This window comes from Rhodococcus sp. UNC363MFTsu5.1, from assembly GCF_000686785.1.
Classification (GTDB): domain Bacteria; phylum Actinomycetota; class Actinomycetes; order Mycobacteriales; family Mycobacteriaceae; genus Rhodococcus_G; species Rhodococcus_G maanshanensis.
In genome coordinates, this window is record NZ_JMLO01000014.1 from 111,041 (window position 1) to 125,582 (window position 14,542).

The following is a 14,542-nucleotide window of genomic DNA, read 5'->3' on the forward strand; positions in this document are numbered from 1 at the left end:
GCTCACTCCTGGGTCGGCGACATTCGGACATCTCATGGGGCGACCCCACATCGGGTCGGGCCGCGAATGTAGGTTAGCCTAACCATCACTAGCGGGCGACGGGGAGCCGGACCCCTCGCCGGAGATAGGGTTCCGTAACCTAATCTCTCAAGCTTGCGCCTCGCCGATCAGGAGCCACCGACCGTGACGTCCACCCCCACACCAGGTTCGGTCGCGGCTGGCCCCGGGCCGACCGAGACCCGGGGGACCCACCCGACCGAGGTCTACGGTTCGCTGGAGGTCCCGAGCGGACCCGCACCGCTGCAACGCCGACTGCTCGCCGCCCTCGCGGACCTGGGCGTGGTCGCCCTCCCCCTGGTCATCGGCTGGTTCATCGTCGACTCCCTGCGCGACGACAACGGCGGCGGCCAGATGGATCGCGCGGTCTTCGGCGGCGTCGCCCTGATCACCGCCGCCGCCCTGCTCGTCTGGAACCGCGGCACCAGGGAGGGCAGCACGGGCCAGAGTGTCGGGAAGGGCTGGCTGGGCCTGGTCACCCGGGACGCCGACTCCGGCGAGCCGCTCGGCACCCGCCGGGCGCTGCTCCCCCGCACCGGCACCGAGGTCGTCCGGCTCAAGACCGCGGTCGCGGAGGGCTTCACCCCGATCCGCCGCGACACCTCGATGGCCGCGATCCGCAGGCGCCGACTGCTCGGACTCGCACTCCTCGTGCTGCTGCTCGCCGCGGCCGCCCTGGCCAGCATCGCGGTCGGAGCCAGGCCGATGACCTTCGCCGAGATCTTCCACGCACTGTTCACCCCGACCGGCATCGACACCGACCTGGTGGTGCGGACCCTGCGGGTGCCGCGCACCGCCCTCGGGATCGCCGTCGGCATCGCGCTCGGCATCGCGGGCGCGCTCATCCAGGGCCACACCCGCAACCCGCTCGCCGACGCGGGCCTGCTCGGCCTCAACGGCGGCGCCGCCTTCTTCGTGGTGCTCTCGATCTACCTGTTCGGGCTGGCCGGACCGAACGAGTACCTGTGGTTCGCCTTCGCCGGATCCCTCGCCGCGAGCATCGTCGTGTTCGGCATCTCGTCGATCGGCAACGGCAGGTCCAGCCCGTTGAGCCTCGCGCTCGCCGGTGCCGCGGTGGCGATGTTCCTCAGCGCCATGACGAACACCGTCATCCTGCTCGACCAGACCAGCCTCGACGGCTACCGGTTCTGGGTCGTCGGCTCCATCGCCGGGCGCGGGCCCGAGGTGCTGTGGCAGGTGCTGCCGTTCCTGGTGATCGGCGCGCTGATCGCGATGGCGAGCACCCCCAGCCTGAACGTGCTCAGCCTCGGCGACGATGTCGCCCGCGGCCTCGGCACCAACATCGTGTTGAGCCGGACGATCGGCATCATCGCGATCACCCTGCTCACCGGCGCCGCCACCGCCGCCTGTGGCCCGATCGCCTTCGTCGGGCTGGTGGTACCCCATGTCGCCCGGTCGATCACCGGTCCCGACTACCGCTGGCTGGTGCCCTATGCAGGCATCATCGGCGCGATCATGGTCCTTCTCGCGGACGTGATCGGCCGCGTCGTGGTCCGCCCCGGCGAACTCCAGGTGGGAATCGTGTTGGCGCTCTTCGGCGCACCGTTCTTCGTCGCGCTCGTCCGGCGCAGAAAGCTGGTGTCGCTGTGAGCCTGATCGACGACGAGGTCGAACTCCCCGCCACGGTGCCGTCGCGCCCGGGGTTCCGGGTCGGGCCGGTCTCCCTGGTCCGCCGCACCACCATGGTCGCGATCACCGCGGGCCTGCTGCTCGCCGCGTTCCTGCTGCTGTGCATCAACATCGGCCGCGGCGACTTCGCCATCTCGGTGCCGACCGTCGCCGAGATCCTCTTCGGCGGCGGCACCAAGGTCGAGCGTTTCATCGTGATGGACCTGCGCCTGCCGCGCGCCCTCACCGCACTGCTCACCGGGCTCGCCCTCGGCATCTCCGGCGCGATCACCCAGTCCATCCTGCGCAATCCACTGGCCAGCCCAGACCTGCTCGGTATCACCGCCGGGGCCAGTGCGGCGGCCGTTGCTCTCATCGTGCTCGCGGGCGGCGGCAGCTTCGTCGGACTGCTCGCGGTGCTCGGCATCCCGATCGCGGCACTGATCGGCGGCATCGCGACCGCCGTCATCATCTACGCGCTCGCGTGGCGCGGCGGGGTGCAGGGCTACCGGGTGGTGTTGATCGGCATCGGGTTCAACGCCATGCTGATCGCCGCGATCCAGTGGATGCTGATCTCCGCCGACATCAACGACGTCGCCCGCGCACAGGTCTGGCTCAACGGGTCCCTCAACGGCAGCGACTGGGCGCAGGTCTGGCCGGTCGCGATCGGCGTCGCGGTGGTCGGCACGATCGCGCTGATCTCCTCGTTCACCCTCGGCGCGCTGCGTCTCGGCGACGACAACGCACGCTCCCTCGGTGTCCGGCTCCAGACCGGCCAGGCCACCCTCCTGCTGGCCGCCGTTGCGCTCGCCTCCATCGCGACAGCCGCCGTCGGCCCGATCGGGTTCGTCGCGCTGTGCGCGCCACAGCTCGCGCTCCGGATTCTGCGGACCGCGGGACCGCCGATCCTGGCCTCCGGCCTGGTCGGGGCCGTCCTCGTGGTCGGCAGCGACGTCATCGCGCGCACCATCCTCCCCGTCGAACTCCCCGTCGGCATCGTGACCTCGGCCCTCGGCGGACCGTTCCTGCTGTACTTGCTCGTCCGCAACAATCGAAAGGTGTCGGTCTGATGAGCGAGCTCACCACCGAGCACACCGCGCCGCGGCTCGCGGCCGAGGCCCTCACCGTCGGCTACGGCGACCGCATCATCGTCGACGGGCTCGACCTGGAGATCCCCACCGGCGTTGTGACGACGGTGATCGGGCCGAACGGCTGCGGCAAGTCCACCCTGCTGCGCTCCCTCGGTCGGCTGCTCAAGCCGAAGTCCGGCCAGGTGCTGCTCGACGGCAAGGCCATCTCCACCCTCAAGACCAAGGACGTCGCGCGCACCCTCGGCATGCTGCCGCAGGCACCGGTCGCCCCGGAGGGACTGACCGTGGCCGATCTGGTGGCCCGCGGCCGGCACCCGCACCAGTCCTGGATCAGGCAATGGTCGGCCGACGACGAGGGCGAGGTGGCAAGGGCGCTGGCCCTGACCGGGGTGTCCGAGCTCGCGGACCGCCCGGTCGACCAGCTCTCCGGAGGCCAGCGTCAGCGCGCATGGATCTCGATGGCCCTGGCCCAGGGCACCGACATCCTGCTGCTCGACGAGCCGACCACGTACCTGGACCTGGCGCATTCGGTCGAGGTGCTCGACCTGGTTGACCGGATGCACGAGGAGCTCGGGCGGACCGTGGTGATGGTGCTGCACGACCTGAACCTCGCCATCCGCTACAGCGACCGCCTTATCGTCATGTCCGAGGGCGCGGTCGTCGCGTCCGGCACCCCGAGCGAGGTGATCTCGGAGGAGCTGCTGTTGGAGGTGTTCGGGCTCGAGGCCCGCGTCATCGACGACCCCGTCTCCGACCGACCGCTGATCGTGCCCATCGGGACCAGGCACGTGTACGGGTCGATCGGTGGACCGACTCCCGCGGCCGATGCGGTGAGCGTCGGCTCGGCCTGAGTCAGACGGTCATTCTCGAGCGACCTGCAAGCAGTCGCTAGCGGCAGGCACTTTCGAGCGACCTGCAAGCAGTCGCTAGCGGCAGGCACTTTCGAGCGACCTGCAAGCAGTCGCTAGCGGCTCCCGCCGATCATGGTGCGCACCAGGCGAACTCCCTGGCCGATCGAGACCTCCGGCAGGTAGGCCCTGCCGATGGCGTTGCCGATGCTCGGCAGCGCAGCCGGATCGGCGAACGTCATGTGCATCGGCACGTACTCGGGCTGGAACTTCGACTTGAAGGCCAGCAGGGACCGGAACCCGTACACCGGTTCCAGCGTCTTGCCGAGCACGTCGAGGAGACGGTCGAGCACCGTCGACAGGGTGGACCGCTCGAGGTCCTCGTCGGCGTCGGCCGCGGCCTCCGGCGAACCGACCTTCGCCAGCGGCGCGCCGGACAGGCTGACGAACTCGGCGCCCTCCTCCTTGAGGAGCATCGCCGCGGAGGCGATCAGGAACTCCATCGCGGGCCGGAAGCCCTCGGAGCGTCGACGCATGAAGTCGAGGGTCCAGCCGACCACCCGGCCGTCCCGGTAGACGGGCATCCACGAGGTGACCCCGTGCACGGTGCGCTCGGAATCCACGGCGACCAGGCACCGAACCTGCGGATCGTCGATCTCCTCGAGGCCGCCGAGCGTGAAGCCCATCTCCGGCATGCCCTTGTCCGCCACCCACTCCTCCGAGATGGCGGTGATCTGATCGGTGATCGCCAGCGGGGCGTCGGGGAACGAGATCCACTCGGCGCTGATCCCGTCCTTCTTCGCCCGGTTCACCGCGGTGCGCACGTCCTGGAACTTCTTGCCGGTGAACGCGAGGTCGTCGAGCCGGAGCACCGTCTCCTCCGCGACCTGGATGCCCGACCACCCCATCGAGTCGGTCACCTCCCGCAGCTCGCCGGTCACCGAGTAGAAGCACGGCACCCACCCGCTGCCGGACGCGTACTCCGCGAAGTCGGTCACGGTGTCCCGCAACCGGTCCGGCGGACCGACCGGATCCCCTGTGGTCAGCGCGACGCCCCCGATCACCCGGTAGGCGACGTAGCTCGTCCCGTCCGGGCTGAACCAGTACTTGTTGCCGCGCCAGGTCGTCATCCAGGACAGCGGGCTGCCGCCGGTGGCGCACAACAGCTTCCTGGCCCGCTCGGCGTCCTCGGTCTCGGCCCCGTAGGCCGGCTTGAGGAACGTCGCGAGCACGGCCACGCAGGCGACCACCCAGAACACCACCCCGGTCCACTCGAACAGCAGGGTCGTGGCGGCGCTGTCGGGCAGCAGGTGCGGATCGAGCCACTGCAGGTAGACCGGGGGGATCAGGCGTTGCGGGTAGTCGGCGAGCAACCCCGAGAACCCCGGGTCCCGGTCGAATCCGTTGCGCGCCAGCAGCCCGCCGAGGACATACACGATGCCGAGCCCCGCGGCGACCGCCAGCAGGAGCAACCACATCCGGCGATACGTGCCCCTCGGCGCGGCCACATCGAAGAACCGCCGGGTCAACAGCAACACCACGAGGATCGCGAGCGGCGTCAGAAACGGCGTGATCGTCCGGTACAGGTTCGGCGAGTCGAGTCCGTAGAAGAGCGATTCCTCCCCGACCGACTCGACGAACCGGACGACGTAGTTCGCCACGGACAGCGCGAGGAGGATCGCGTGCACGACCACCGCCGCGATCCACGCGAACCGTCTGCCGCGGCGCAGGCCGTCCGCGAGCACCAACAGGAAGATCGAGGGCATCAGGCTCAGCAGCGTCGGCCCGACCCCGCCGAGACGCAGCCCGAGCAACCCGCGCCTGCACTCCTCGCCGTTCGGCGATTCCGCACAGATCGCGCGCACCTCGGCCGGCGTCCACGGCACCCCGCGGAACAGCTCGCGCAGCACAGCAAGCGGTCCGACCGCGTTGGGCGAGAGGGCCGCCAGTGCCGGACCCAACGCGCCCGCCGCGACCACGATCGCGACGAGCACCCGGCCCTCGCGACGGGTCCCCGCGAGTCGCGCCCCGCGCGCCGACCGGCCGACGATCCAGGGACCGAGGACGAGCCCGACCACCGCCGCGGCGAGCCGGATGATGTCCTCGAGGTGCCCGCCGAACAGCGCAAGGGTGATCAGCAGCGCGAACACCCCAACCCGGGTCCGCCGTCGCCACAGCGTGTCCATCCGCGAGCTCGCCACCATCGCCACGCCGACGATCCACGTCGTCGGGCCGACCGCGGTCCCGATGTGCAACCGGAAGCCCCAGCCCTCGTCGACCAGTTTCACCAGCGCGGACACCCCGATCCCCAGGAGCGTGCCGAGCACCTGGGTGCTCGCCGCCGCCACCGCGAAGCGGCCCGAGCCGATCCGGTGCTCGATCGGTGCGGCCACCAGCAGGACAAGCGCCGTCGCGACCAGATAACCCGCCAGGCCCGGCGCCCAGAGCCCGGCGGTGAACGCCGTCCAGACCCGGCCGTCCTCGAAGGCCCCGATCCCGGCCGCGAAATGGCGGTTCACGTACCGCGACGGGCCGGACAGCAGGCTGCCGGTGGCCGCGCCCATGACCCAGATCAGGACCAGCAGTCCGATGCTCACGGGCGCACCGGTCACCCCGAACCTGGCCACCTCGATGAGCCTGCGGGTCTGCCTGGTGGCCGCGGTCGCCGTCGCCTGAGTCACGAGATCAGCCCCATCCTCTTCGCCAACCACCCGAGCTCGTGTTCGAGCCCGGCCGACCACACCGCAAAGCTGTGTCCCCCCGGCAGTTCCACGTACTGCACGTCCATCCCCGCGGCCTCGGCCGCCTGATACACCCGCTTGGCCCCCGGCTGATACTCGCGGTCGTCGCTGCCGATGACGAACACACCGGCCGTGCCCGGGTACCTGCGCGCGGCCATCAGGTCCAACGGGTTCACCGCCACGAACTTCGCCGCATCACCACCGAATGCCTCGTCGACCGTGCGGGCCCGGTCCCCGAGCGTCGGCTCCTCCTGGCCGGACAGGTCGAGGAACGTGGGATACACGTCCGGATGGTTGGTGGCCATCTGCAGCGAGCAGGTACCGCCGTAGGACAGCCCGCCGATCGCCCAGCTCCGCGGGTCGGGATTCACCTCGAGATGCGACTTCACCCAGTCGGGAACATCCACGGCGAGGTAGGTCGCCACGTTGCCGAGCTTCGAGTCGAGGCAGAGCGGGTTGGCGAGCTGCGACCCGGTGCCGTCGGCGACGACCACCACCGGGGCCAGGCCGCCGTGCTGTGCGGCGAAGGCGTCCATCGTCTGGGCGAGCCGACCCCCGTTGAACCAGTCGACAGGGGAACCCGGCTGCCCGGCGAGCAGGACGAGCACCGGCAGCGCGGGCCGCGGGTCGGCGAAGTAGGCGGGCGGGAGATAGATCTGTGCATCGCGCGCCCCGAAGCCGGACGCGACGCCCGGGATCGGCACCGTGGTCACCTTGCCCTCGGTCGGCAGGTCGGCCGGTGGCCGCCACACCGACTCGAGGGGGGTACCCGAGATGGGGTCGGGCGTCGGCGGCGGTAGCTCGCCGAAGGCGATCTCGTTGGGGTTCGCGATGCCGAGGACGTCGCGCACCGTCGGATAGGCGGCGAAGACCAGATTGATCTGCGCGCCCGCCGCCGCGGCAACGGCAACGGCCGCGAGCACGGAGACCGCCGCCCGCCACACCCGCCGGTCGAGCAACAGCCGCGCCACCAGCAGCGCCACCGCGAGGATGCCGACGCCGATCCAGACGTAGATCTCGGTCTCGATCGGATCGGGGAACGGCCGCCACCACTTCTCGACGACCACCCAGAGGGCCACGGTGCACCCGAGCGCGACCGCCGCGGCGAGCGGGATGGCCCGGTGCCGGAATCGACGCGGGTCCGTTGTCGGCGCCAGCAGCAGCCAGAGTCCACCGACGGCGCCGAAGGCCGTGATGAACCACGGGAGCGGGCCAGAGGTCAGTGACCAGCGAAGCAGCCAATCCACGGGTGCGCCTCTCGACGGGTGACAGCAGACTATTCCCTCCGGCGGCCCCTGGCCGGTTCCGCAACGAGCCTCTCCACACATAGCACGGATCCTTGAATTTCGTACTACGAGCAGTAGTACGCATGTGCGTCGGACAGTCCGTACACTGTTCTCATGGCAGGACTTGGGGAACTCGAGCGCGCAGTCATGGACCACCTCTGGTCCAGTTCCGAACCGCAGACCGTGCGACAGGTGCACGAGGCTCTCGCCACGCGCCGGGAGCTGGCGTACACGACCGTGATGACGGTCCTCCAGCGTCTCGCCAAGAAGAACCTGGTGATCCAGCAGCGCGACGATCGGGCGCACCGCTACGTACCCGTGCACGGCCGCGACGAGCTCGTCGCGAGCCTGATGGTCGACGCGCTGCAGCAGGCCGACGAATCCGACGGTCGGGTCGCCGCACTGGTGCACTTCGTCGGGCAGGTGGGCGCCGACGAGGCGGCCGCACTGCGTGAGGCGCTCGCCGCGCTCGAGGCCTCGGAGGCGTCCAAACCCAACCTCCGGAGCGTCGATCCGGGGACCGATCGCGCCAGCTGACCCCACAATGTGGATGATGGGTGGGCAATGAACCCCACCACCGCACTTGCCTTCGCGCTGCTCGCATTGCTGCTTGCAGGGCCGGTGCCAGCCCTCCTCTCCCGGGCGACCTGGCCATATCGGGCACCCCGGGCGGCGCTGGTGTTGTGGCAGGCCATCGCGCTCGCGGCCGTGTTGTCGGCATTCAGTTCCGGACTGGCGATCGCGTCCGAGCTGCTCGTACCCGGCCCCGACGGCAGACCGACGACCGCGCCGACAGCCGAGATCGACGCGCTTGGGCTCCCGCTCTGGATCGCGTACGTGGTCGTGCTCACGCTCACCCTCCTGATCGGCGCGAAGCTGGTGTTCTCCATCGCCTCGGTCGGGGTGCGCACGCGCAGGCGCCGCGCCCGGCACCGGATGCTCGTCGATCTCCTCGATCAGCGCGACCCACAGCGCGGGCGCAACTCGAACCTCCGGGTGCTCAGCGCCGCCGAACCGATCGCGTACTGCCTGCCCGGCCTCCGGCAGCGGGTGGTGCTCAGCGAGGGCACCCTGGCGAGCCTGCAGCGGGAGGAGGTCACGGCGATCCTCATGCACGAGCGCTCCCACCTGCGTGCCAGGCACGACCTCGTACTCGAGGCCTTCACCGCGGTGAACGAGGCCTTCCCCCGGGTGGTCCGCAGCAAATCCGCCCTCGGCTGTGTGCAACTGCTCGTCGAGATGCTCGCCGACGACTCGGCCGTCAAGGTCACCGGCCCCACTCCCCTGGCCCGCGCGCTCGTCGCCTGCTCGGGGTCGAGCGCCCCCGTCGGCGCCATGGCGGCCGGCGGTCCACACACCCTGACCCGGATCAAGCGGCTCGGCGGCGAGGGCAACGACCTACAGCTCGCGGCCGCCGCGTACCTCGCGTCGGTGGCCATCCTCGTGGTCCCGACGATCGCCGTCGCGGTGCCCTGGCTGGTCGAGCTCAGCCGCCTGTTCCGGGGCTGAGCCCGACCCGTCGCCGCGTCAGGCGACCTGGAGCACGGTCCGCACCGGGGTCGGATTACGCGTCAGGTCCAGCACCGGGCAGTGCTCGTCGACGACCGCCTGCAGCTCCGCGTACCGCTCGGCGCTCTCCGGCCCTGCGAGCGTGACGGTGACCCGCACCTCGCCGAATCCGGGGCGAACCGACTCGTCGAGCCCGAAGAAGCCCTGCACGTCGAGGTCTCCCTCCGCCGTGGCGGAGATGTCCTCTATCTCCAGGCCGAGCTTGTCGGCCCAGAATCGATAGGTCACCACCTGGCAGGACAGCAGCGCCGCCAGGTAGTACTCGACGGGGTTGGGCGCGGTGGATCCGCCGCCGAGCGCGGGCGGCTCGTCCACCTCGACGGAGTGCTTGCCGGCGCGGACGGTGCTGGCGACGGCGTCGTGCGCCGTCGCGGTCGCCGCGAACCGGACCTGTGCGTTGGCGCGATCCTTGTGGACGGCGTCGGTGGTCGCGCGGATGATGCCGCCCAGATGAGAGGTCCCGGCATCGGGGTCAAGGGTCGTGGGCGCAGCGTTGATCGTGGACATGGAAGGGCTCCTTGCGCAGGATGTGGGTGAACGTCGCAGGATTCGACTCCGCGAGCGACGGTCGCGGTTCAGGTCGGATCAGCGGCCGCGACAAGCGGCGGCACACACCAGCGCAAGATCGATGTGCCGACGACGGACCAGGGCCATAGCCGCATCGGTCACGTGGGTGTCGGTCACGAGGCGATCCTAACCGGCGAATCCTGGTGGTGCACAGGGACTCCGCGTGCCACCGACACCCTTCCGGGGGCAGTTGCCCACGTCACAACCCCGCTGACGTGTGGTTTTCCGGCGCCTCGCGTACACTGAACGACGGCCGCAATCGCGGTCCACCAATTGATTGTTCAGGCACCCAGCCCCGCCCCCGGCCGTAATGTCACCGGGAACGGCCAGGCGACACTGTGCCCGGCTCGTCTCTTTGCGTGCTGCATGACAGCTCGCGCTCCGCGACGCGCCCGACGTCCGGAGAGGTAATCCGCGTGACCGACGCTGTCCACTTGTCTTCTGCTGCCCCCGTTTCCCCCGAGGAACCGGCGACGCTCGAGTCCCCCTCGCCCGCCGAGGAGACCCCCACCATCACCTTCGCCGAGATCGGCCTGCCCGCCCCCGTGGTCGCCGCTCTCAGCAGGAACGGCATCACCGTGCCGTCGCCGATCCAGGCGATGTCCGTGCCCGACGCGATCGCGGGCAGGAACGTCCTCGGTCGGGCCCAGACCGGGTCCGGCAAGACCCTCGCCTTCGGCCTGCCGATGCTGGCCCGGCTCGCGCAGCACGAGGACCGGCCCGCCGCCAAGCGGCCGCGCGCCCTTGTCCTGGTGCCGACCCGTGAGCTCGCGATCCAGGTCGTCGACTCGCTCTACCCGTACGCATCCTCGGTCGGCGTGAACGTGCGCGCTGCCGTCGGCGGCATGCCGTTCACCAAGCAGGTCGAGCAGCTCCGGCGTGGCGTCGACATCCTCGTCGCGACCCCCGGTCGCCTCGGTGACCACCTGCGGCAGGGCACCTGCGTGCTCGACGAGGTCGAGATCACCGCGCTCGACGAGGCGGACCAGATGGCCGACATGGGCTTCCTGCCCGAGGTCCGCTCCATCCTCGGCGAGACCCGACCCGACGGTCAGCGACTGCTGTTCTCCGCGACGCTCGACCGCGAGGTGCAGTCGCTGGTCCGGCAGTTCCTGGCCGACCACGTGACGCACTCGACGGAGGACGGCAAGGCCAGCGTCGACACCATGGAGCACTACGTGCTCCTCGTCGATCGCGGCCAGAAGGACGTCGTCCTCGCCGAGATCGGCGCCCGCGAGGGCCGCACCATCATGTTCGCCAGGACCAAGCTCGGCTGCGAGGGCATCACCGATCGTCTTCGCGCAGTTGGCATCCCGGCCGAATCGCTGCACGGCGGCAAGGCACAGAACCAGCGCACCCGCGTCCTCGAGCGCTTCAAGAGCGGCCGTACCCCGGTGCTGGTCGCCACCGACGTCGCGGCCCGCGGCATCCACGTCGACGGCATCGACCTCGTCGTGCACGTCGATCCGCCCGCCGATCACAAGGACTACCTGCACCGTGCAGGCCGGACCGCCCGCGCGGGCGAGAAGGGCACGGTCGTCGCGATCGTGCTGCCGAACCAGCGTCGCCTGGTCCGCAAGCTCACGGGGATGGCGGGAGTGGACGCCACCGCGGTGAACGTCGCGCCCGGATCCGAGGAGCTGGCCACCATCACCGGCGCCAAGGCGCCGAGCGGCGAGCCGGTCCGCGAACAGCACTTCAAGAGCGACCGCTTCGGCGACCGGCCCCGCCGCGAGGGTGGCTACCAGGGTGGCCGGCCACGACGTGAGGGTGGCGGCTATCAGGGCAGCAGGCCGCGCAGCGAGGGCGGCTACCAGGGCAACCGCTCCGAGGGCGGCTACCAGGGCGAGCGCAAGTACAACGACCGCCCCCAGCGCAGCGAGGGCGGATACCAGGGCAACCGGCCCCAGCGTGACGGCAGCGGCTACCAGGGCAGCAGGCCGCGCAGCGAGGGCGGCTACCAGGGCAACCGCTCCGAGGGCGGCTACCAGGGCGAGCGCAAGTACAACGACCGCCCCCAGCGCAGCGAGGGCGGATACCAGGGCAACCGGCCCCAGCGTGACGGCAGCGGCTACCAGGGCAGCAGGCCGCGCAGCGAGGGCGGCTACCAGGGCAACCGCTCCGAGGGCGGCTACCAGGGCGAGCGCAAGTACAACGACCGCCCCCAGCGCAGCGAGGGCGGCTACCAGGGCAACCGGCCCCGGACCGAGGGTGGATACCAGGGCAACCGCTCCGAAGGCGGCTACCAGGGCGACCGCAAGTACAACGACCGCCCCCAGCGCAGCGAGGGTGGCTACCAGCGTTCGCACGGCAGCCGTCCCTACGGTGACCGCCCGCAGGGTGACCGCCCACAGCGGGACCGTCCGTATGGCGACCGCCAAAACCGCGATTCCGGCAACGGCGAGCGCAGCTACGGGGATCGCGCCCAGCGCACCAGCGATTCCTCGCGTTCCGGTGGCTTCCGTAGCCGCACCGAGCGCCGCTCGTACGACGGATTCGACGGCCCGCGCGGCGATCGCTGATCGCTGAGCGCCGACGCGTTCGTCACAGACACCCAGACGCCACCGACCGCACCCGCGGTCGGTGGCGTCTCGGCTGTGCGGGCACAGGACTGGTGGCTCCCGCCGCCGACGACAGATATTGGGACCCCGCACTTTTGTTCACGGGCCCAGCAAGGGAAGGTGTACGGCATGACCGAGAACAGCAGCACGACCGCCCGCGCGCAGATCGGCGTCACCGGACTTGCCGTGATGGGCTCCAACATCGCCAGGAACTTCGCCCGGCACGGCCACACCGTCGCCCTGCACAACCGCAGCGTCGCGAAGACCGATGCCCTCATCGCCGAGCACGGCGGTGACGGCGACTTCGTCCGCACCGAGACCGTCGACGAGTTCGTCTCGGCCCTGCAGAAGCCCCGCCGCGTCCTGATCATGGTGAAGGCCGGAGACGCCACCGATTCGGTGATCGAGGAGCTCGCCTCCGCGATGGAGCCGGGCGACATCATCATCGACGGCGGAAACGCGTTGTACACGGATACCATCCGCCGCGAGGCCGCCCTCCGCAACCGCGGTCTGCACTTCGTCGGCGCAGGCATCTCCGGTGGCGAGGAGGGCGCGCTGAACGGCCCGTCCATCATGCCGGGCGGACCCAAGGAGTCCTACGAGTCGCTCGGACCGCTGCTCGAGTCCGTGGCCGCTCAGGTCGACGGGACCCCCTGCTGCACGCACATCGGCCCCGACGGCGCAGGCCACTTCGTGAAGATGGTGCACAACGGCATCGAGTACGCCGACATGCAGCTGATCGGCGAGGCCTATCACCTCTTCCGCGACGCGCTCGGCCTGGACGCCGGTCAGATCGCGGACGTGTTCGCCGAGTGGAACACCGGCACGCTCGAGTCCTACCTGATCGAGATCACCGCGGAGGTGCTGCGGCAGAAGGACGCCAAGACCGGTCAGGCCCTCGTGGACGTGATCGTCGACGCCGCCGAGCAGAAGGGCACCGGCCGCTGGACGGTCAAGTCCGCACTCGACCTCGGAGTCCCGGTCACCGGCATCGCCGAGGCCGTCTTCGCTCGGGCACTGTCCGGTTCGCGGGCCCAGCGGGCGGCCGCCCAGGCGCAGGGCCTCGCGGCCGGAACCCTCGGCGACAAGCCGACCGACGCCGCACAGTTCACCGAGGACATCCGCGCGGCCCTGTACGCGTCGAAGATCGTCGCGTACGCGCAGGGCTTCGACCAGATCGCCGCGGGCAGCGCCGAGTACAACTGGGATCTCAAGCCCGCCGACCTGGCCACCATCTGGCGCGGCGGCTGCATCATCCGCGCGCAGTTCCTCAATCGGATCAAGGACGCGTACGAGGAGAACCCGGCGCTCCCGAGCCTGATCCTCGCCCCGTACTTCCGGGAATCGATCGAAGCGGGCATCGACAGCTGGCGCCGCGTGGTTGCCACCGCCACCATGCTCGGCATCCCGGTCCCCGGTTTCGCCTCCTCCCTGTCCTACTACGACGGACTGCGCGCCGAGCGCCTGCCCGCCGCGCTCACGCAGGGCCAGCGCGACTTCTTCGGCGCCCACACCTACGAGCGCACCGACCGCCCCGGCAAGTTCCACACGCTCTGGAGCGGCGACCGCACCGAGGTCGAGGCGTAACACCGCCGAGGTTCCCCGAGCCCGGCCTTCTCCACGCGTACCCCATGGGTGTCAGCCGAGGGAGGGCCGGGCTCGTCTCGTCGGGCCCGGCGGCTAGACCGGGCCGAGCTCGACCGCGACCGCGCCTGCGAGGAGTTCTCGGGCCCGTTCGAGGGTCATCGACCCGCTCAGCCAGCGTTCGCTCAGGCCCTCGACGAGTGCGGTGAGGCGCTCGCCCGCGTCGGCCGGGTCGACCGCCGGGCTCGCCTGACCCGCGGCCTGCGCCTGCCGGATGAGGGTTTCGGCATCGCGTGCCCACGCCTCCGTCGTGGTCCGTAGCGGGTCCCGCAGGTCATCGGAGAAGACGGCGCTCGCCCGGAGCTCACCCCAGGCGATGCTGTTCTCCCGGACCTCAGGGATGCCCCGGATCTCGAGCAGGAGCATCTGCTCGAGTTGCGTTCGGGGGTCGGAGGATTCGAATGCCTCGTCGGAATAGCGCTCGGCCCTGTCATTGATGTGGTCGAGGGCGCTGCGCAGTACCCCGGACCGGTCCTGGAAGTGGTAATAGATCAGGGCGGTCGAGACACCCGCCTCGGCAGCGAGCTTCTCCACCCGCAGGCCGCGCAC

Annotated in this window: 11 protein-coding genes; 7 read left to right on the forward strand and 4 right to left on the reverse strand. The window is 70.5% G+C overall.

Annotated features, from left to right (window positions below; all coding sequences use genetic code 11):
* Nucleotides 1-273: 273 nt before the first annotated feature.
* The 3 genes from BR31_RS0113875 to BR31_RS0113885 are packed head-to-tail and all read left to right on the forward strand — an operon-like array spanning nt 274 to nt 3,628.
* The gene (locus tag BR31_RS0113875; RefSeq protein ID WP_156042479.1) at nt 274-1,668 is read left to right on the forward strand and encodes an iron chelate uptake ABC transporter family permease subunit; all 1,395 of its coding nucleotides are present in this window, start codon (nt 274-276) and stop codon (nt 1,666-1,668) included.
* Entirely contained in the window at nt 1,665-2,756 is a 1,092-nt protein-coding gene (locus BR31_RS0113880) for a FecCD family ABC transporter permease (protein ID WP_027501498.1), read from the forward strand. Before BR31_RS0113875 ends, BR31_RS0113880 begins: the two co-directional genes overlap by 4 nt.
* Nucleotides 2,756-3,628 carry an ABC transporter ATP-binding protein gene (locus BR31_RS0113885; RefSeq protein ID WP_027501499.1) on the forward strand — a complete coding sequence of 291 codons (873 nt, stop codon included), beginning with the start codon at nt 2,756-2,758 and terminating at the stop codon, nt 3,626-3,628. Before BR31_RS0113880 ends, BR31_RS0113885 begins: the two co-directional genes overlap by 1 nt.
* Before the next feature lie 113 nt (nt 3,629-3,741).
* On the opposite strand, the gene BR31_RS0113890 is transcribed toward BR31_RS0113885, so the two are convergent.
* Both BR31_RS0113890 and BR31_RS0113895 read right to left on the reverse strand, forming a co-directional pair.
* Complete coding sequence (locus BR31_RS0113890; protein ID WP_027501500.1) at nt 3,742-6,306, reverse strand: bifunctional lysylphosphatidylglycerol flippase/synthetase MprF; 2,565 nt, start codon at nt 6,304-6,306, stop codon at nt 3,742-3,744.
* Nucleotides 6,303-7,613 (reverse strand): alpha/beta hydrolase, encoded by a 1,311-nt coding sequence (locus tag BR31_RS0113895; protein ID WP_027501501.1) that lies wholly within the window; start codon nt 7,611-7,613, stop codon nt 6,303-6,305. The genes BR31_RS0113890 and BR31_RS0113895 overlap by 4 nt, the downstream gene beginning before the upstream one ends.
* A 153-nt stretch (nt 7,614-7,766) precedes the next feature.
* Here BR31_RS0113895 and BR31_RS0113900 point away from each other — a divergent pair, with 153 nt between their 5' ends.
* A complete protein-coding gene (locus BR31_RS0113900) occupies nt 7,767-8,189 on the forward strand; it encodes a BlaI/MecI/CopY family transcriptional regulator (protein WP_027501502.1) in 423 nt (140 codons plus the stop codon).
* A 27-nt stretch (nt 8,190-8,216) separates the two neighbouring features.
* The gene (locus BR31_RS0113905) at nt 8,217-9,161 is read left to right on the forward strand and encodes a M56 family metallopeptidase (protein ID WP_027501503.1); all 945 of its coding nucleotides are present in this window, start codon (nt 8,217-8,219) and stop codon (nt 9,159-9,161) included.
* Between the two features lie 18 nt (nt 9,162-9,179).
* Here BR31_RS0113905 and BR31_RS0113910 read toward each other — a convergent pair whose 3' ends face one another.
* A complete protein-coding gene (locus BR31_RS0113910) occupies nt 9,180-9,728 on the reverse strand; it encodes an OsmC family protein (protein ID WP_051637395.1) in 549 nt (182 codons plus the stop codon).
* Between the two features lie 476 nt (nt 9,729-10,204).
* Here BR31_RS0113910 and BR31_RS0113915 point away from each other — a divergent pair, with 476 nt between their 5' ends.
* Together BR31_RS0113915 and gndA are read left to right on the forward strand one after the other, a co-directional pair.
* Entirely contained in the window at nt 10,205-12,310 is a 2,106-nt protein-coding gene (locus BR31_RS0113915; protein WP_027501505.1) for a DEAD/DEAH box helicase, read from the forward strand.
* A 168-nt stretch (nt 12,311-12,478) separates the two neighbouring features.
* Nucleotides 12,479-13,936, forward strand: a complete 1,458-nt coding sequence (gndA, locus tag BR31_RS0113920; RefSeq protein WP_027501506.1) for an NADP-dependent phosphogluconate dehydrogenase — start codon at nt 12,479-12,481, stop codon at nt 13,934-13,936.
* A 93-nt stretch (nt 13,937-14,029) separates the two neighbouring features.
* Here the strand turns inward: gndA and BR31_RS0113925 are convergent.
* On the reverse strand, nt 14,030-14,542 hold a 513-nt coding region (locus tag BR31_RS0113925), incomplete at its 5' end, for a TetR/AcrR family transcriptional regulator (RefSeq protein WP_027501507.1).